Consider the following 17530-nt stretch of genomic DNA (forward strand, 5'->3'; position numbering starts at 1 on the left):
CGCAGTCATGAACGCAATGCCGGCGCGCACGGTGGGGTGCTGTTCATTTGGTGCGGCAGCGCGTTTGCGAGCCGATTGACGGCGCGGCGCGCTTCCGATGCGGTGACCAACTCCCGGGCGCGCGCGACGTCGCCGGTGGCATCGTAGATCACTGCGAGGTCAGAGCGGGTGGCCGTGGGGACGTTGTAACGGACGAAATACGGATCGAGGACAGCACGTGCCGCTGCCACATTGCCTTGCAGCATCAGCGACAAGGCGTAGTCGGTCGCGATGCCCGGCGCGTTGGGCGCGATGGCAAGTGCCTGGCAATAGAGGCGCTGGGCGCCGGCGTGATCCTTGGCCAAGTCGAACGCCACCGCCTTGTCGACCATGGTCTTCCAATCCGATGCGTTGTCCGCCAGCAGGTTATCGAACACGGCCACGCCTAGCGCGCGATCGCCTGCCTGGATATCGATGACGCCTTGTTCGCGGGCAAGGCGCCGATTGGCAGGGTGATGGGTCAGGGCTCGGGAAATGGTGTCGCGAGCCCGCATGATACTGCCGTTGCGCAGTAGGGCACGGGCGTAGCGCAGTTGCAGATCGGGGTTGGCCGGATGATCGGACGCGGCCTTGGCGTAGACTACCAGGGCTTCGCCGAGATTGCCCGCGCTCTCGGCATCCTGGGCAATTTGCAGGCGGCGGGCCATTGTCAGGCTGGCCCGATCGTGCGGCGCGGCGGCACAACCAACGAGGCCGAGGAGGACCAACGCGCAGAACGCGCCGCGGATGGTGCGACGATGGTTCATTTCAGTCCGCCCTTCAATTGACCCAGCGTGTGCATCAGTGAGATCACGGATGGCCCGACCATGACGATCATGATGCAGGGCATGATGAAAAACAGCAGCGGAAAGATCAGCAAGACCGGCAGGCGGCTCGCGCGGGCTTCCAGCCGGTTGGCGCGTTGGCGGCGCAGTTCGACGGCGATCATGCGCAGCGCCTGCGAAAGGGGCGTGCCGAATTGCAGGCTTTGCGCCAGGATGGTGGTAAACCGCTGCATGCCGTCGACCCCGGAATGGCGGCCGAACGCGGCGAGCGCCTTCGAGCGGTCCGGCATGATACGCAATTCCTCGGCCAGTTTCGCGAGTTGCAGCGCGGTTGGCAGGTTGGTGCGGCGCATGATGCCGGCGACGCGGTCGAGCGCGCTTTCCAGGCCGAGGCCGGCTTCGGTGCAGATTACCAGTAGGTCGAACCCATCGGGCAGGCCGCGGCGAACGGCATTGGCATAGGGCCGGCGCAGCAGCCTGACGATGACGAAGGCGCCGCGCAGGCCGACCACGAAGCCAATGGCGGCGGCGACGCCCGTCATCAGTGTTGAGGTGTGCAAAAGGCGAGCGACAAAGAAGCCGAGGATCGGCATGGTCAGCGTCAGAACGGCCTTGGCCCCGAGCAGCAGGCTTAGGTTACGCCGGGGGTCGAGCCCGGCGAGGGCGAGGCTCTGTTCGAAGGCCGCGAGCTCGCCTGGGCTGAAGAATTTTGTGTGGTGTTGCAGGAAATCGCCGATCTGGCGAAGCCGGTCGAGCGCGGCGGCGGCGCGCGCCGGTGAGGCCGGCGGGGGATTGCCGCGATGGACCACCTGGTCGATCCGGGCAGCGACATCCTTGTGCCGTGCCTCATACAACAACAGGATCACCGCGGCCGCGATCAGCAGGGCGATGCCGGTGATCAGGTCGATGACCAGCGTGGACATGGCGATTGGTGTCTGCCAGTGAGCAAAATTAGGCATAGTCAATCCTGCGTGCCCCAACGTACCATCATCCTCATCAGCCCGATGCCGAACACCAGCAGCAGGATGGCGATGATGATGAGCTTGCGGGCACCCGGGTTCGTAATGAAGACATCGAGATAGCCGGGGTGGATGCTCGACATCACCAGCCCGAACACACCGGGCATGATGGCGAGGATATTACTCGACAATTTGGACTCCGAGGCGCGGGCCTCGGCCCGTTCGGCTATGGCGCGGCGTTCGCGGATGATCACGGCGAGGTTTTCGATCGATTCAGAAATCCGGCCGCCGACCTCGGCCTGCAGGCCGACGGTGGTTGCAAGAATCGCATACTCCGAAACATCGGTCCGTTCGAAAATCCGCATCAGCGCCTGATCGATCGGACGGCCGACCGCGATATCTGCGGTGACCTGAGCAAACTCATCGGCGGTGGGGTGCGGCATTTGTTTTGCGACCTGGATGAACGCACCGGAGACCGGCAGGCCGGCGGCAACCGCGCTGATCAGCAGTTCAATCAGGTCGGGCATTTGCGCGTAAAGTTTGCGGCGGTAGCGCCCGCTCTCCCAACCGAAGGTGCCGCGCGCGAACGCAAAGCCGCAGCCGATCGCAATGAACAGGGCAAGCGAAGGGCTGAGCAGGAACGTGGCGATTTTGAAACAGAGATAGCCGAACGGCAGTGCGAGCGCGAGCACCGCAGGCCAGGGGATGAGGTTAACGCCCGCGATATCGGGTTTGATGCCGAACAGCCGGACCAGGGTTTGTCGTACCGGGCTGTCGTGCAGGCGCGCGCCACTGATCCGCACTGATTGATAATCGGGTGAGTGGCCTGTGGACGATGCGGTGCCGTGGATGATCGCGAGCATGCGACGTTCAGTGGCGCGGGCTTTTCGATCCTGCGTGAGCAGCAGGACGGAAGCGACGATGATGATAAGACCAAGAACCAACACGCTGTCTCGAACGCCGGTGGGCCCGATCATGTGACCGGATCCGCGAGGTGACGCGCGGATGGGTGACTGGCCGCCTGCGCGGCCGATGCCCAAGCGGCTTCCAGCCCGAAGTATTGCAACGCCGCAAGGAAGCTCGGGCGATAGGTCGACACCGCGTAATGACCATGGATGCGTCCGGCAAGATCCTCACGGTCGATCTGGAAGGCCGCGAGGTCGTTCATGGTGATGACGTCGCCCTCAATGCCGCAGACTTCGGAAACCTGCAGCACGCGCCGGCCGCCATCGCGCATGCGCTGGAGAAATACCACGAGATCGATCGCACTCGCGATCTGCGAGCGGATTGCACGTTGCGGCAGGCCGAACGAGCCCATCTGCACCATATTTTCGATGCGGGTCAGTACGTCGCGCGCGGAATTGGCATGGACCGTCGAAATCGAGCCGTCGTGACCGGTGTTCATCGCCTGCAGCATGTCGAAGGCTTCCGTGCCGCGCACCTCGCCGACGATGATGCGATCAGGACGCATGCGCAGCGCGTTGCGCAGCAGGTCGCGCTGGGTAATTTCGCCGCGCCCTTCAATGTTGGCAAGCCGGGTTTCGAGGCGCAACACATGCGGCTGTTGCAGCGCGAGTTCCGCTGTATCCTCGATGGTGACGATGCGTTCACCGTTGTCGATCATTTTGCTCAGCGCATTGAGCATGGTGGTCTTGCCCGAACCGGTACCGCCCGCGATGATGATGTTCAACCGGCAGCGCGCAGCGATTTCGAGCAGGCGGCAGACTGGTTCGCTCATGCTGCCGCGCCCGACCATGGCCGGCAAATCGATACGATCTCGGACGAATTTACGGATCGACAAGCAGGGGCTGTCGATCGCGACCGGCGGGAACACGATGTTGACGCGGCTGCCATCGGCCAGGCGGGCATCGACCATCGGGCTCGATTCATCGACCCGCCGGCCGACTGAGGATGCGATACGCTGGGCGATCAGGGCAACGTGATTGGCATCACGGAAACGTACGTTCGAGCGGGTGAGCAGACCGTTGCGTTCGACAAATATGTTATCGGGCGCATTGACCAGAATATCTGAAACCGCCGCGTCGGCCAGGAGCGATTCCAACGGACCCAGACCCACCATGTCGAACGCGATCTCCTGGGCGAGCACCGCCTGATCGTAGGCGGTGATCTCGATGCGTCTCGTATCGCCGAAATCATGGATCATCCGTTCGATCTGACGGCGCAGTTCGTCGGGCGGCAGTTCGGCGGCGGCACTGGTATCGATTTCATCGAGCACCAGCAGACGGATCGTCTCGCGGGCGCGATCGACCGCATCGGGCATCGCACGCGGCGCTGGAGCCGGCGGCGCGGGCTCGACCTCGGAAAATTGCCTTGGGCGTTCCCCCGCCACGCTGCGTCGCCCAAAGGGGGCGTTTGCCGCTATCAACGGGCCCGCCAGCGCGCGAACATTGATGGCCGCGCAACAGTGACGGCGTGACCGGTGAGTTCGTGGATCAGCGGATTGAGCGCGCGCGCGAAACCGGCGATGGATTCGACGGCCGGCGTGCCATTGTTTTCGCAGCCGACCATGGCGGCACCGAAATCGGGGATTGCGAGATCGGGTTTGCGATCGAGTCCTTTCTCGATCATCGCAGCACCCAGCGCGCCGGGCATTGTGGCCCGGTTGACCACGGCGAGCACATGATGATTGCCGCTGGCCTCGATGAAACAGCTGCGGATCAGCCGCGCGCCGCGCAAACTGAGCACATCGGGTTGCAGCACCAGCACGGATTTGCGGGCCATGCTGAGCAATTCGCCGGTACCGCGAACCAGCGGCATCGGCAGGTCGACCACGACATAATTGAATTTACCCCGGAGCAGAGCCACGATCCGTGCGATGCCGGCTTCGAGCATTTCGATCTGCAGCCCGAGCGGTTCGTCGGCCGCAATGATTTTCAGTCGTTCACCGACCGGGCTTGCCACCCGTTCGAGGAACAAGGTGTCGATCCGGTCCGGGTTTTCCAGGGCCATCCGCAAGCCGGAACCGGCCTTGACCCCGGCGATCAGCGGCAAGGCACCGAGTTGAAGGTGCAGGTCAAGCAGCACGACATGGCTTTTGTTCTGGTTGGCTGCCTGATGGGCCAGGTTATAGGCGATCGTGCTGGCGCCGACGCCGCCGCGCGCGCCGGTGACCAGCACGACACGCCCACCGCGCTCGCCACTCATATCGAGCGGCGAGCCGATCAGATGAGGCGCGAACGTGCGTGAGACGCTGTCACGCGTCAGCGGTTTGACCAGATAATCGACGACACCGAGGTCGCGCGTCAGACTGCGATAGAAATCGAGCCCCGCATGCTCGCCGATCGCAAGCACATTAACGTCAGGCGGGCAGACCTCGGCCAGGGCTTCAAGCTCCTGCAACGGCTGATCGACACCGGATAGATCGACAATGAGCCAGGCGAGCCGGGCCTCGCGTTCGAGGCAGCGGATGGCCGCGCGGATGCCGCCGCGCCGCACCTCCATCTCATCGATCCGGTCGGACAGGCCCGCGCGCAGGGCTGCTTCCGTGGCGTCGTCCCCAACGAAAGCGAGCAGGCGCTGCTCGGTCAGGCCGGAGCGTCCGGTCGCCAGCGGTACCGCAAGCGGCATGATTTTCATGGCGCGGCGGCCGCGGTAGGGGTCGTTGCATAGGCGCCGCCCGAAGCTGCGCCGCTCGAAGTTGTACCGACGGGGGCCGCGCTGTCCAGGGCCTCGATCGGTGGGGTGGCCTCGGCGCCGGTGGCAATATCAGTGCCTCGCCCCGCGACAAGATCATGCGGAGCGGCGAGCATGGCCCGCAGATTGGCCGCGTTGGCGCCGCTCGGTTGCCACATGCCCGCGCCGTTCCAGGCGGCGTAGGGCGTGCAACCGCCGAGCGCGAGGAGCAGCGCCAGCCAGGCGGCGCGACGCATCGATGCGGGGGGTATCGTGATCATTCCATCACGAACCCCGGATCGAATGGCGTGCCGCCCGGATCGCCCACCGGCAGTTCGTGGCCGAACAGGATCTGCTCGAGGCTGGTGGCCGGCGTGAAGCCGGCGGTGGGTGATTTAAGGTCCGCCGCCGCATTCACCGGCCGCACCAGATAGGGCGTGACAATGATGACCAGTTCTTCGGATTTGCGTTGAAAATTGGTCGAATCGAACAGCGCGCCAAGCACCGGAATGGAGGACACGCCGGGCACGCCGGAACCGGTCTGGTTCATCGTACTGTCGAGTAGCCCGGCGATGGCGAAACTCTGGCCGCTGCCGAGTTCGACCGTCGTAGTGGCGCGCTGCGTGGTCAGCGCCGGCACCGCGATGCCGGCGATGGTGACCGCGTCGGCCGGGTCCAGCGCGCTGACCTCGAGCTCGATTTTCAGGCTGATCCGGTTGGGCGCCAGCACCACCGGCCGCACGACGAGGCTGACGCCGTATTTTTTATATTCGATTGAAATGGTGTTGCTGCCGGACGAAGGCACCGGGATCGGATATTCACCGCCCGACAGAAAGCTGGCAGCACGTCCGGATTCCACAGTGAGATTCGGCTCCGCCAGCATGGTGACCAGATTGTTCTGGGCGAGCGCGTTGATCACGCTGGTGGCGCTCCACCGTCCGGATGGGCTGGTGTAGGTGGCCCCGAGCTGATTGCCCTCGTTCAGCGGCGTTTGCGCACCAATGGCGCCGGAACTGGCGAGGCCGGTAAGCAGGCCGAATTGCCAGTGCAGCCCCTGCCCCAGCGCCTGCCAGTTGAACCCCAGTTGGCGGATCAGCGTGCGTGACACTTCAGCGACGCGCACCTGCACGTTGACCTGGATGGACGACAGAATGGCCAGTTGATCGAGTACGTGAACGCTGCCGGCATAGGCGTGCACGATGCCGATAGCCTGGGCCGCGACCGCCGGGGTTTGGGCGATGCCGGTGAGGGCGATGGTGTTGCCGATGCGCCGTGCCTCAATTCCGTCCGCGCCGGGGATCATCGCCTGGATCGCCTGGTTGATCGCGCTGGCGGACAACACCTGGGGTGCGGCGGTGGCCGGGCCGGTGGCAACCGTGGCGGCGGCGCTTCCGGCGGCGGGCGCCTGCCGGCCGTTGCCGACCATGACGGTGAATTGCTCGATCGGCCGGCCGGATTTGGTAGTGGCAATGATGGTGGTAACGCCGTTGGCAACCCCGATGACGAACAGGCGGGTGGCCGATGCGGGCTGCACTTTTGCGATATCGGGATCGGCCGCGAACACACTGGCGGCCGGCCCGGGCAGTTCGACCAGTGTGCCGCCGCCGACACCGATATTGAGCAACTGTCGTTGTTCCGGCATCGGGGCTCCCGGTGCCGCGGCCGGAGCGGCGGCCGGAGCGGCGGCCGGCGCAGCTTGGTTGGCGCGCGCATGGACCCACGCGGCGGAGACGCCAAGGCTGACGAACACCCAGCCGATTCGAATGATCTGGCGGATCATGGCAGCACCACTTCGCGGCGGTTGCTGCCCTCGATCACGTTGATGCGCTGCCCGACCGGGTGGCTGCTGCGGGCCAGCGCGGGCGAGACGGTGGAGGCATACACGGCGGTGGCGGGGCCGGTGTCCGCCGTGTCACCGGTCGGGGTGTGTGCAGAGCGGACGATAAGCGAGAGCGAGCCAAGTTGCTGAGCGACGACGATTTTCTGCGCCGCGCGCGGGCTGACCTGCAGCGTCACGGTCTGATACAGCGTGGCACTCGCCGCCGCCGTCGCCTGTGGATTGCCGGCCGCACCCTGCACGATGTTCTGCCCGATCGCGATCACCCGGATATCGCGCAGCACCAGTTCGCTGAACACCTGATCCGCGCGCGGCGTGGTGGCCGTGGGCATGGTTTCGGTGAGCAGGATATCGACATGATCGCCCGGCCAGATCAGACCTGAAACCCCGCTGACCACATTGACCGGGACCGAGATCGCCCGCGTGCCCGGCCGCAGCACCGCCGCCAGAAAGCCGCGGTCGCGCGGGCGCAGAATATCGGCCCGGGTGACCAGCCCACCGCTTTCGACATAATGGCGCACCAGCGCGCCGTTCAGCGAAGCAACGGCCGCCTCCGTATACGGAATCGCCCCGGCGGGCCTGCGGGTTTTCAAAATGAGCTCCCCGGTGAAATCCGCCTCGCGCGCCAGCGTGCCGGCGGGCAGCGGATGCGCGGCGACGATGATGTCGGTCATCAACTGCGCACTCGCGCTGCGCTTGGCGGCGGCGGCAGCATGAAAACTCTGCTCGGCGATCAGCCCGAGACCAAGCGCCGCCACGATCAGCACACCGGCCGCCACCAGGCGCAGGTTCATAGCGCGAACCGGGCGGGCAGCATCGCCGGCAGCAACACGCTGGCCGCACCCGCCGCGATCGCGACGGCATAGGGCACCGTGCGATAGCGCCGCGCCCGCCAGCATTCGATGATGAAGAGACGACGCAGAATGAACCGGTCACGCCCATGGCGCAGCACGGGGTGCAGCCTGGCGAGGCCGAGGTAGACCAATCCGACCACCCCGCCGGCCAGCGCGGTCATGACGATGAAATGCACGGTTTCGATCGGCGGCAGGCCGAGCGACAGCGCGGTGAGCAGCTTGACGTCCCCGCCACCGATCGCGTTGCGGGTGTAGGCTATAAAAAGGAGCGCGAAGACGATGAGGCCGGTGGCGAGGCTAAAGGCGATAGCAGTCTGCCCAAATGGGAGGCGAAGGGCCAAGACAAGAGTGGCAACTCCCCAGACAAACAAGTGAGGGACCCGCCGTGTCACAATGTCAGATACTGCGACGAGCGCGAACAGTACGAGTATCATAAACAGACATATTTGCACTGCTCGCCTCGCAATCAAATAATTATTCCTGTTAAGTCACACTTATATTTATTTATAAATAATTAGGTACCGTTTGTAGTACCAGTACCAGTACCAGTACCAGTACCAGTACCAGTACCAGTTACAGTCATTCCAGACGGAGCAGCAGTCGTAATTGCTGATCCGATATGTGTGGTGGCCGTCTGCACATCACCAAACAACGTGTTGTATCCAGCGAAACCAACGCCGATGATGATTGCAGCGATCACAGCATACTCGAGCGTCTCCAGACCTTTCCGGTCCGTCTTCAAAGCCAGCAGATGATGGCGAACATAGTTCCACATTGACGAAAACCCCTTGGTTTTTACCCGGTTGCACAAAATCAGTCCGATAGCGGGATCGTTGCAATTTTGCGCCGAGAACCCGGTATCCAGGCTTTCTATCACTTTTCAGCAACCTAAGCCTGTTATTAACATTTATCCAGAAAACTGAGACTTGCAAGCGTTATTTTAGGTTGAAATCAAAAAATATTACGGCCACAATACCACCGGACCGCGATAACGCCCCGTCACCCTTGCACGAGACTCATAAAAACCCCGATGAATCAGCCCGTTTGCCTAAGTTTAAGACAGAAAAAATGACCTTCTCGTCATGTTCGAGACCCGCAAGCACCTGCAATGCCACCCTGGCATCGCCACCTGCGCACGCCCTGCGTGCAAGCCGGCACGGCTCGGTTCTCATCTTGACCACCCTGTGGTTGTTCGTGGTCTTCGCCGTCGCCGCGCTCAGCGTCGACGCCGGCGACTGGTATTACACAAGGTTCCAGGAACAGAGCGCGGCGGACGCCGCCGCCATCGCCGGCGCAGTCACCCTCGCCTACCCCAACGCCACCGGCGCCGACGCCTGCACCGCCGCAACCGCTATCGCCGCGCAGAACGGCTTCAGCACCGGCAACACCGCCTGCACCAGCACCGGCAACGGCTATACCGTTACCATCACGCCCGACACCGCGACCCAAACCGTCACCGCTGCAATCTCCCAGACCGCACCTATTTTTTTCTCGATCGCGTTTGGCCTGATCAGCACCGCCCCCACCATCGCGGCCCAAGCGACGGCTTCAATCCAGCAGGACAGTTCGAACCCGGTCTGCATTCTGGCGCTGAACGGCCAGGCGATCATCAACCTGCTGAATATAACCATCCGTAACTGCACCATCGCGTCGAACGCACCCACGGTCGATGCCGTTCAACTATCCCTCGCCCAGATCAGCTATATTCACAGCCTGTATTCCGCAGGCGGCATCTGCATGGTCGGCACACCGAGTTGCCAGCCGAATCTGCTCGGGGAACTGACCACCGCAACCGGCATCCAGGCACTGCTGAACGATCTGCTGCTGAGTTTCCAGACACCACCACAGGAATTTCAGTTGCCGGTCAACAATCCGTTCGCGCCGTTGAACACCATGGCATTCACCGCCCCGGCTCATCCTGCACCACAAATCACCGGCGTTACCTTGAATTTGCTATTACTGAAAATCCAGATCAACGTTACCGCGATCTATTACCCCGGTACTTACAACAATACACTCGCCACCAACGCGTTGGTAACGACGTTCGAACCCGGTACCTATATTTTGAAGAATGGCCTGGATATCGAAGGCCCAGGACTGACCAACATCACCGCACCGCTGCTCTCCGCACTCGGGATCAGTCCCAATCTCATCGTGTCCGGCCAGAACGTCACCTTCGTGGTGAGCGGCGGCACGGTCCAGATCGGCGCCAACCCGTTGTCGCTCGGCGTCGGCACCAGCCTCATCACCCTCACGGCACCCGCCGTGAACAGCACGAGCGGCGCCCTGAACGGGGTGCTGTTCGACATCACATCCCCCGTCACGACATCGATCAACCTCGGCGATGTGCTGAACGATCTGCAAGGCGTCATCTACGCACCGAATGCGCCCGTCTCCCTCGGCCTGGTCTCGGTCAACCTGACGCTAAATCCGAACCCTTGCGAAATCGTCGTCGCCCAGAGCGTCACCCTCCCGACGGCGCAGGCAGCGATCAACCTGCCGACGTCGCAAGCCGCCTGCCAAAGCGACGGTGTAGCAATCCCCCACCCGCAATACGTGGAACTGACGCAATGATCCGCCGCTGTCTCACCGACCGCCGGGCCGGCGCGCTGATCGAAACCGTCATCGTCACACCGGTGCTGGTCCTGCTGCTCCTCGCGCTGTTCGACCTCGGCAATCTGATCCAGCAGAAAATCTGGCTGGAACAGGCGGTTCGCGCGGGTGGCATCACAGCACTCGGCCAACCGGAAAATCAGACGACCATCGATGCCGCGGTCGTCGCCGCCAGTTGGAGCGGCGTAACCGCAACGGCGGTCGCGACATGCGGCGATGGCACCTGCACCAGCGCGGCGCCGCTGCCGATTTTTGTAACGATCAACGCGAGTGCGGCATTTTCGGCATTGATCCTGCCGATCACGACAATCTCGGCCACCTATGTCGAGCAGGTGCACTGACATGCGACGTTTGAGCCAACTCGCCCGCGACCACCGCGGTCTGTCCACCCTCGAATTCGCGCTCGTGATGCCCCTGATCCTGCTGCTCTGCTTCGCGATCGTCGCCTACTGCATCTTTTTCTTCGACGATGAATCCCTCCGCCTCGTCACCGCCTACCAGGCGCGCGATGCCGCCATCTCCTGCGAAACCGGCGTCACCGTCTCCCATCCGGCAATCGCCCAGCTTTTGAGCGGTGCGACCTTCACCCCGGCAACGCCGGTCTGCCCGGCCACCGCCGACGGCGGCACCGAAACCGTGACGGTGACCGGCACCTATCCGTTTTCGCTGACGATCCCGTTCGTCACGACGCAGTCGGGTACCTTGCGGTCGGTCGCATCGATCTCGTTCATCAAGTACAATTGAAATCCGGAATGGTCACGGCACGAACCCGATACGTATCGACGTACCTTTTTCAAGAACCACGCCAATCCCGCACCGCCATCACCCGCCGAAATATCCCGGCAGAACCTTCTCCGCCGTGGTCTTCGGATTATCCGCCAGCAGCTTCGCATCATTGGTCACAATGATCGTCCCCGCCATCGGGTCACCGAACCCGTCCACTCCAGGCCGCACCTTGGCAACCGTCCGCCCGCCCGGTTCCTGTGCGAGAATCGCGTGCACCGAACAGTAATAATGCACGATGCCCTGATGCTTGAACCGCACCGTATAGGTGTGCACCCCGTCCGCCGCGCCCTTGGTGCCCGCCACCGCGCCATCGAAGCTGGTGCTGGTTTTACCGGTGGCCGCGCTGTAGCCGATGATGGTATGCCCCCCGGTATCTTCATTGACGAACACCACCGCCTGACCCGGCCGCACCGCGACCGGGTTTTCGAGGAACATGTTCGCCCCATTCATATGGATATAAACCGGCTTCGGCGCGGCGGCCTGGGCCGCGAGCGGCAGCGCCAGGGTGGCGGCGATGAGCGCGGTGCGGGTGAAATGATGCATGGTCGTGTCCTTTCGTGTGTTTGATCAGGTCCTTGGCGGGTCCAACCCGTCGTTGAGCGAGGGTCCGATCCGCAGGTAGCGTGAAGCAAGGCGCGGCAGCAGCAGCAGGGTGAGCATGGTCGCGGTGAACAGGCCGCCGAGAATGATGATGGCCATCGGCCCCTCGATTTCATCCCCCGGCGCGCCGTTGGCAAGAGCGAGCGGCAGCAGGCCGATCGCGGTGACGGTCGCGGTGATCAAAATGGCCGGCAGCCGGTCCATCGCACCGCGCCGCGCGGTGGCGGCGGACCAGGCGAGGCCATCGGTCTGCACCAGCCTCGCGTAATGGATCAGCAGCAGCAGGCCGTTGCGCAGCGACAGGCCGAACAAGGTGACCAGCCCGACCATCGCGCCCAGGCTGATCGTGCCGCCCAGAAACAGCCAGGCAGCAGCGATGCCGCCGGCCAGTGCAAACGGCAGCCCGAGCGCCATGAGTGCCACCCCCCGCGCCGATTTCAGCGCGAGCGCCAGCAGCGCCGCGATCACGACCAGCGCGATGCCCGCGTGGGTCACCAGCGAGCGCCGCGCCGCGCCGCCCGCCACGGCACTACCGCCGTAGGTGACATAGGCATTGCCGGTCAGATGCAGGGCCGCGATGCGGCGCTTGATCGCCGCGAGCACGGCATCACCATCGCCCGGACGCGTGTGGACAGTAATGACCTGTTCGGTACGCCCGGCATTGTGCAAAATGAGCGACGGCGCGCCGGTCTGTCGGATGTGGGCGACCAGGCCAAGCGGCACGATCCGATGATCGATCGCCTCGATCGGCAGGCTGCGCAGCGCATCGGGGTCGGCACGGCGGGCTTGGCGCAGGGTGATCACGATCGGCTCGATCAGGCTGCCCTGATAGACCTGGCCGACGCGATCGCCGGCGTAGCCCATATGGATGGCGGTGAGCAGCGCGCGCGCGGTAACGCCATAGCGCAGCATGGCGGCGCGTTTGGGTATGATGGACAGTTCCGGCGTGTTGGGCGGGGCGGCGACGGCAGCGACGATGACGCCCTTGATCGGGCGGATACTGTGCAGGATGCGCCCGGCATCCGCCGAAATCGCGGCGAGCGTGTCGCCATAGACCGAAATCACCAGCGGTGCGGTAAAGCCTGACAGGGTTTCGTGGATGCGCTCGGTCAGGAAGCTGTTGGCCCACCAGCGCACCCCGGGCACGGTATCGATCGCGGCAAGAATTTTGCGCTCCGCCGTCGCATTGTGGGCGTTGCCGCTACGGCTGAGCGTGATATCGACTTCGGCCTTGTTGACATCGGGGTGGCCGTTGCCGAGGGTCGCGCGGCCGACATGCTCGACCACATCGGCCACTTCGGGCATCCGGCCCAGAACGGCAGCAACGTGCCGGCCGATCGTCAACATGGTCTTGATCGAGGTGCCGGGGGCCGCAAGGTAATGGGCGATCATGTCCTGCTCGCGGAACTGCGGCAGAAACCGGGTGCGCACCAGCGGCAGCGAGGCGCCCATGCCGATAACGAATACAAGGGCGATCAACGCGAGCAGACCGGCGCGGCGGGCGGTGACATCGAGCAGGCGGCCATAGGCGCTGCGGGCCGACTGCATCGGCACATGCGCGACCCCGCCGGTGCGGCGCGCCAGCAGCAGCCCGGCGAGCGCGGGGGTGAGCGTGAGGGCGACGAACAGCGAAGCGATGATCGCCGCCAGATAAGCGATGCCGAGCGGGGCGAACAACCGCCCGGCAACGCCGCCGAGCAGCAGCACCGGGGTGAACATCACCGCGACGCATAAAGTTGCGAAAATGATCGCGCCGCGCACTTCGACCGAGGCATCGCGGATGACGCGCAGCACCGGCAGCGGCATGGCGCGGACGCGGTTTTCGATCAGCCGGCGGTTGATGTTTTCGATATCGACCACCGCATCGTCGACGATCTCACCGAGCGCGATGGCAAGGCCCGCCAGCGCCATGGTGTTCATGGTGATGCCGAGGGCGCGCAGCACCAGGGTCGCCACCAGCAGTGCCACCGGGATCGAGACGAACGAAATCAGCGCAATCCGCCAGTCGCGCAGGGCAAGCAACAGCACGACCAGGATGAGCACCGCACCGATCAGCAGCACCCGGCCCAGATCGCTCAGGGCTTCGCGCACGAAGCCCGAGGGTGCGAGGGCATGGGCGTCGATATCGATGCCCTGACGGCGCAGCGCCGGGCTGATCGCGGCGAGCGCCTGTTCGGCGCCATGCGCAACGTGCAGCGTATCCGCCCCGGCGAGCGAGGAAACAATCAGCAGCAGGCCGGGCTTGCCGTGGATCAGCGCGGCACCGAACCGGGGCGGCGGCGCGGTGGTGATCTGTGCGACATCGCCGAGCGTGACCGGCAGTCCGCCATGTTCGCCGAGCAGGCTTTGCGCCAGTGCGGCGGCGCTGCGGGTCTGGCCATGGGCATCGAGCAGGAGTTGCTGGTTGCCGGTATCGATGAAGCCGCCGCCGAGCAGGGCGCTGGCATCATGCGCGGCGGCGGCAACCTGGTTGAGCCCGAAGCCGCTGGCGAGCAGCGCGCGCCGGTTCAACTGGATTTCGAGCCGCGGCAGCGCAAGGCCGAACACCACGACATTGGCAACCCCCGGCACCGCCAGCAATGCCGGGCGGATGGTGGTCTGGGTGATCGCGCTCAGGCGCATCAGCGGCATCGCCGGCGCATCGAGCCCGATCACCACCGCCGTGCCGGTAGCGGATTGGCGCGGCATGATCACCGGCACGGCGCGCGGCGGCAGCGAGGCGGTCAGGCTGGTCAGCCGGCCGGCGACGCTCGCGCGATCCGCCGCGACATCGGTGCCGCCGTGGAACACCAGATTGATCACCGACAGGCCGGTGCTCGATTCCGAGCGGATCGCGGCGATCCCGGGCAGTCCGCTCAACCCCTGTTCCAGCCGGTCGGTCACGGCGTGCTCGATCTCGCGTGGATCAAGGCCGGCAGCGTTGGTCTGAATCTGCACGGTGGGCGGCGCGAATTCGGGAAACACGCCGTAATGCGCCGCCGGCAGCGCAGCCGCGGCAAACAGAGCCACCGCGCCGATGCCGAACACAACCAGCAGGCGATAGCGCAGCGACAGGCGGATGATCGCCTCGATCATCGTGTGCGGCCGCCGGCCTTGCCCTCATGGCTGGCGATGATCGAGAGCAGCAATCCCGCCCCGGCGATCGCCACGGTGGGGTGCGGCGGCAGGTGCGTGCGGCGGACGAAGTACGAGCGCAAGGTGCCCTCCGCCCGCACCGGCACGGCGCCGCGCAGCGCCGTCAGGGTAAAGCGGTGCGGCGCGGTCTCGATGAAGATCGCCCGACGCCCCGGCCGATAGATGATCGCCGAGGCCGGGATCAGGTAGCCGCGATGGGCACCGCCCTGATCCAGCCGGAGCGCGAGCGGTTCGCCGGCCGGCAGCAGCGGCGCGCGGTAATAGGCCCCCGGCCCGATCCGCCCGGCCGGCGCGTGCGCCATGGCGCCGATGAATGTCAGCGTGATCGGCGCCCCGGCGGCATCCCGCGCGGTCGCGCGCGACGGCGGGCTGGCGGTGAGCGCCACCGCGACCAGCGACGCCTTGCCGACGGCCAAGGCGGCGACCGGACCGGTTGACCGCGCCATCATACCGGCCAGCACCGGGCCGAACCGCGCGATCGCTTGGGCGGCGAGCGCCTGGCAGCGCGCGGTGGCCAGGGCATCGGCGGCCTTTGCCTGTTGCAGGCTGGCGGCGGAGACGTTCTGACCGGCGCGGAACAATTGGCGGGTGCGCGCAAGCTCAGCCGCGGCGAGATGCGCGCGGATGCCGGCGTCGATCAGCTCCGCCCGCAGCGTCAGCAAACCGGTCGGATCGGTGACGACGCCATCGGCCACGCGCGCCGGCTGGAAGCGAGTCAACGCCAGCGTCGCAATGCGCACGCCGCCGGCCAGCGCAGGGCCGCTGGCGATCACCGCGACCGGGTCGGTGGGACCGGCCAACGCCGGCAGCGGCAGCAGGGCCAGTCCGGCCAGAACGAGCACGCGGCGGATCATGGGTTGCTCCTGAAAAAACGATGATGCAGCGCGTCTTCCAGCCGGCCGATCGCGGCAAGGTCCTGCGCGCGGGCGGTCAGCGCATCCTGCCGGGCGACGATCGCCGCCTGCCGCGCCCCCAGCAGGCCGAGCCTGCCGCTGGCACCGGCACGAAACGCCTGTCCGGCGGCGGCGGCGGTACGATCGGCGCCGGCGGCGCTACGATCAGCCGCACGCATCGCCGCCTGGCTCGCGCGCAGATCGGCCCGCGCCTGGTCGATCATGGCAAGGACGTTCTGCTGCGCCGCATCGAACCGCGCGGCGGCACGGCGGCGATCGGCGCGCGCGATCGCGATCGGGCCCTGGTTCTGGTTGAACACCGGCAGCGGCACCGACAAAGCGAGCAGGAATTTGTTGTCACCCTGGTCGTAATGATAGCCCGGCCCGATGGTGAAGCCCGGATATTGCCGGTCGATCGCGGCGCGCAGCCGATCCTGCGCGGCACGATACGAAGCGAGCGCCGCCCGCACCGCGGGCCGCTCGATCAGCGCCGCGCGCGCCAGGGGCGCGACATCCTGCGGCTGCGACGCGGTATCGAACGCGGCAAAATCGAGCGGAATGCCGCGCAGCGCCGCCGCCGGCATGCCGATCGCGGCGGCCAGACGCGTCGACGCGAGCGCGGTTCGCCGCGCCGCCTCGGCGGCGGCGAAGCCGGTCTGTTCGGCGGTGATCTGCCCGGCGGTGAGCACCGGCGCCGCGATCATGCCGGCCGCGAACCGCTGGTTGAGCACAATCCCGCTCGCGGCGGCCGTGCGCGCCGCCCGATCCGCGATCGCGGCCTGCGCGCGCGCCTGCCAAACCGCGAGCAGCGCGTCGCGAACGCGGGCGCGCTCCTGCCAGGTGGCGGTGCGGATAGCGGCGCGCGCCACCGCGATATTCGCCCGCGCCGCCGCGGCATCGGCCGCGCGGGCGCCGAAACTGTCGATCACGAAATCGACGATCGGACCGATCTTGATCGGCGACGGCAGGCCAGCGCCGGTGTTGAAGGTCGGGCTGAGCCCGAGCGTCGGGTTCGGCAGGGCGGTGGCAGCGACCAGCCCGCCCTGCGCGATCGCCTGGCCCGCCACCGCGATCCGCAGGTCCGGCCGCTCGAACACCGCAACCAGCGTGAGCGTGCCGATGCCCCAGCGCGGCGCGGGATGGCCCATCGCGGCCAGAAACCGGCGCAGCGCCGCATCATCGAGGCGCCGCGCCGCAAGCCGGCCGGCGCTGGAGGCCGCATCGATCGGGCGGGGCACATAGCGCGCGCAACCGGCCAGCGCCGCCGGCAACAGCATCACTGTCAGCAGCACCAAGCGCCATGGGCCGCGCCGCCGGCCGAGCGTATCGATCATCGCATCCATCTCGGGCCAGCCGATACCAGCGCTACCTGACGTTTCGCGAACCCGAACCTGACGAAATCGTCAGAAACGCAAAT

17 protein-coding genes are annotated in these 17530 nt (G+C 65.6%); 3 read left to right on the top strand and 14 right to left on the bottom strand.

What is annotated here, in order from left to right:
- Positions 1-5: 5 nt before the first annotated feature.
- The 10 genes from BW994_RS08010 to BW994_RS19165 form a co-directional block, all read right to left on the bottom strand.
- The gene (locus BW994_RS08010; RefSeq protein WP_029310636.1) at positions 6-785 is read right to left on the bottom strand and encodes a tetratricopeptide repeat protein; all 780 of its coding nucleotides are present in this window, start codon (positions 783-785) and stop codon (positions 6-8) included.
- On the bottom strand, positions 782-1726 hold the full coding sequence (locus tag BW994_RS08015; protein WP_051657138.1) for a type II secretion system F family protein: 945 nt from the start codon (positions 1724-1726) through the stop codon (positions 782-784). Before BW994_RS08015 ends, BW994_RS08010 begins: the two co-directional genes overlap by 4 nt.
- A gap of 38 nt (positions 1727-1764) precedes the next feature.
- Positions 1765-2739, bottom strand: a complete 975-nt coding sequence (locus tag BW994_RS08020) for a type II secretion system F family protein (RefSeq protein ID WP_029310634.1) — start codon at positions 2737-2739, stop codon at positions 1765-1767.
- On the bottom strand, positions 2736-4112 hold the full coding sequence (locus tag BW994_RS08025; RefSeq protein ID WP_051657137.1) for a CpaF family protein: 1377 nt from the start codon (positions 4110-4112) through the stop codon (positions 2736-2738). Before BW994_RS08025 ends, BW994_RS08020 begins: the two co-directional genes overlap by 4 nt.
- 32 nt (positions 4113-4144) lie before the next feature.
- Entirely contained in the window at positions 4145-5359 is a 1215-nt protein-coding gene (locus BW994_RS08030; protein WP_051657136.1) for an AAA family ATPase, read from the bottom strand.
- Complete coding sequence (locus BW994_RS08035; protein WP_029310631.1) at positions 5356-5676, bottom strand: hypothetical protein; 321 nt, start codon at positions 5674-5676, stop codon at positions 5356-5358. Before BW994_RS08035 ends, BW994_RS08030 begins: the two co-directional genes overlap by 4 nt.
- Positions 5673-7175, bottom strand: a complete 1503-nt coding sequence (locus tag BW994_RS08040; protein ID WP_051657135.1) for a type II and III secretion system protein family protein — start codon at positions 7173-7175, stop codon at positions 5673-5675. The genes BW994_RS08035 and BW994_RS08040 overlap by 4 nt, the downstream gene beginning before the upstream one ends.
- The gene (gene cpaB / locus BW994_RS08045; protein ID WP_029310629.1) at positions 7172-8026 is read right to left on the bottom strand and encodes a Flp pilus assembly protein CpaB; all 855 of its coding nucleotides are present in this window, start codon (positions 8024-8026) and stop codon (positions 7172-7174) included. The genes BW994_RS08040 and cpaB overlap by 4 nt, the downstream gene beginning before the upstream one ends.
- Entirely contained in the window at positions 8023-8520 is a 498-nt protein-coding gene (locus tag BW994_RS08050) for an A24 family peptidase (protein ID WP_076454448.1), read from the bottom strand. The genes cpaB and BW994_RS08050 overlap by 4 nt, the downstream gene beginning before the upstream one ends.
- A gap of 80 nt (positions 8521-8600) precedes the next feature.
- Positions 8601-8963 (bottom strand): Flp family type IVb pilin, encoded by a 363-nt coding sequence (locus BW994_RS19165; RefSeq protein WP_139334032.1) that lies wholly within the window; start codon positions 8961-8963, stop codon positions 8601-8603.
- A 191-nt stretch (positions 8964-9154) separates the two neighbouring features.
- Here BW994_RS19165 and BW994_RS20395 point away from each other — a divergent pair, with 191 nt between their 5' ends.
- The 3 genes from BW994_RS20395 to BW994_RS08065 are packed head-to-tail and all read left to right on the top strand — an operon-like array spanning position 9155 to position 11443.
- Positions 9155-10660: a pilus assembly protein TadG-related protein gene (locus BW994_RS20395; protein ID WP_076454450.1), complete on the top strand. Its 1506-nt coding sequence runs from the start codon at positions 9155-9157 to the stop codon at positions 10658-10660.
- Positions 10657-11040: a TadE/TadG family type IV pilus assembly protein gene (locus BW994_RS08060; RefSeq protein WP_029310626.1), complete on the top strand. Its 384-nt coding sequence runs from the start codon at positions 10657-10659 to the stop codon at positions 11038-11040. Before BW994_RS20395 ends, BW994_RS08060 begins: the two co-directional genes overlap by 4 nt.
- Before the next feature lies 1 nt (position 11041).
- Positions 11042-11443 carry a TadE/TadG family type IV pilus assembly protein gene (locus tag BW994_RS08065; protein WP_029310625.1) on the top strand — a complete coding sequence of 134 codons (402 nt, stop codon included), beginning with the start codon at positions 11042-11044 and terminating at the stop codon, positions 11441-11443.
- Between the two features lie 78 nt (positions 11444-11521).
- On the opposite strand, the gene BW994_RS08070 is transcribed toward BW994_RS08065, so the two are convergent.
- From BW994_RS08070 to BW994_RS08085, 4 genes are read right to left on the bottom strand one after another with little or no spacing between them, the layout of a single operon-like run.
- Positions 11522-12028, bottom strand: coding sequence for a cupredoxin domain-containing protein (locus BW994_RS08070; RefSeq protein WP_029310624.1), 507 nt, complete (start codon positions 12026-12028; stop codon positions 11522-11524).
- 24 nt (positions 12029-12052) lie between these two features.
- Complete coding sequence (locus BW994_RS08075; RefSeq protein WP_029310623.1) at positions 12053-15160, bottom strand: efflux RND transporter permease subunit; 3108 nt, start codon at positions 15158-15160, stop codon at positions 12053-12055.
- Positions 15157-16074, bottom strand: coding sequence for an efflux RND transporter periplasmic adaptor subunit (locus BW994_RS08080; RefSeq protein ID WP_051657133.1), 918 nt, complete (start codon positions 16072-16074; stop codon positions 15157-15159). Before BW994_RS08080 ends, BW994_RS08075 begins: the two co-directional genes overlap by 4 nt.
- Positions 16071-17456, bottom strand: coding sequence for a TolC family protein (locus BW994_RS08085; protein ID WP_245594041.1), 1386 nt, complete (start codon positions 17454-17456; stop codon positions 16071-16073). Before BW994_RS08085 ends, BW994_RS08080 begins: the two co-directional genes overlap by 4 nt.
- Positions 17457-17530 lie beyond the last annotated feature (74 nt).

This window comes from Acidiphilium rubrum, assembly GCF_900156265.1.
Classification (GTDB): domain Bacteria; phylum Pseudomonadota; class Alphaproteobacteria; order Acetobacterales; family Acetobacteraceae; genus Acidiphilium; species Acidiphilium rubrum.

Bases quoted from the DNA above. Each gene is read 5' to 3' on its own strand.
- BW994_RS08010 (WP_029310636.1), bottom strand. From the start codon at position 785: ATGAACCATCGTCGCACCATCCGCGGCGCGTTCTGCGCGTTGGTCCTC.
- BW994_RS08015 (WP_051657138.1), bottom strand. From the start codon at position 1,726: ATGTCCACGCTGGTCATCGACCTGATCACCGGCATCGCCCTGCTGATC.
- BW994_RS08020 (WP_029310634.1), bottom strand. From the start codon at position 2,739: ATGATCGGGCCCACCGGCGTTCGAGACAGCGTGTTGGTTCTTGGTCTT.
- BW994_RS08030 (WP_051657136.1), bottom strand. From the start codon at position 5,359: ATGAAAATCATGCCGCTTGCGGTACCGCTGGCGACCGGACGCTCCGGC.
- BW994_RS08035 (WP_029310631.1), bottom strand. From the start codon at position 5,676: ATGATCACGATACCCCCCGCATCGATGCGTCGCGCCGCCTGGCTGGCG.
- BW994_RS08040 (WP_051657135.1), bottom strand. From the start codon at position 7,175: ATGATCCGCCAGATCATTCGAATCGGCTGGGTGTTCGTCAGCCTTGGC.
- cpaB (WP_029310629.1), bottom strand. From the start codon at position 8,026: ATGAACCTGCGCCTGGTGGCGGCCGGTGTGCTGATCGTGGCGGCGCTT.
- BW994_RS08050 (WP_076454448.1), bottom strand. From the start codon at position 8,520: ATGATACTCGTACTGTTCGCGCTCGTCGCAGTATCTGACATTGTGACA.
- BW994_RS20395 (WP_076454450.1), top strand. From the start codon at position 9,155: ATGACCTTCTCGTCATGTTCGAGACCCGCAAGCACCTGCAATGCCACC.
- BW994_RS08060 (WP_029310626.1), top strand. From the start codon at position 10,657: ATGATCCGCCGCTGTCTCACCGACCGCCGGGCCGGCGCGCTGATCGAA.
- BW994_RS08065 (WP_029310625.1), top strand. From the start codon at position 11,042: ATGCGACGTTTGAGCCAACTCGCCCGCGACCACCGCGGTCTGTCCACC.
- BW994_RS08070 (WP_029310624.1), bottom strand. From the start codon at position 12,028: ATGCATCATTTCACCCGCACCGCGCTCATCGCCGCCACCCTGGCGCTG.
- BW994_RS08075 (WP_029310623.1), bottom strand. From the start codon at position 15,160: ATGATCGAGGCGATCATCCGCCTGTCGCTGCGCTATCGCCTGCTGGTT.
- BW994_RS08080 (WP_051657133.1), bottom strand. From the start codon at position 16,074: ATGATCCGCCGCGTGCTCGTTCTGGCCGGACTGGCCCTGCTGCCGCTG.
- BW994_RS08085 (WP_245594041.1), bottom strand. From the start codon at position 17,456: ATGGATGCGATGATCGATACGCTCGGCCGGCGGCGCGGCCCATGGCGC.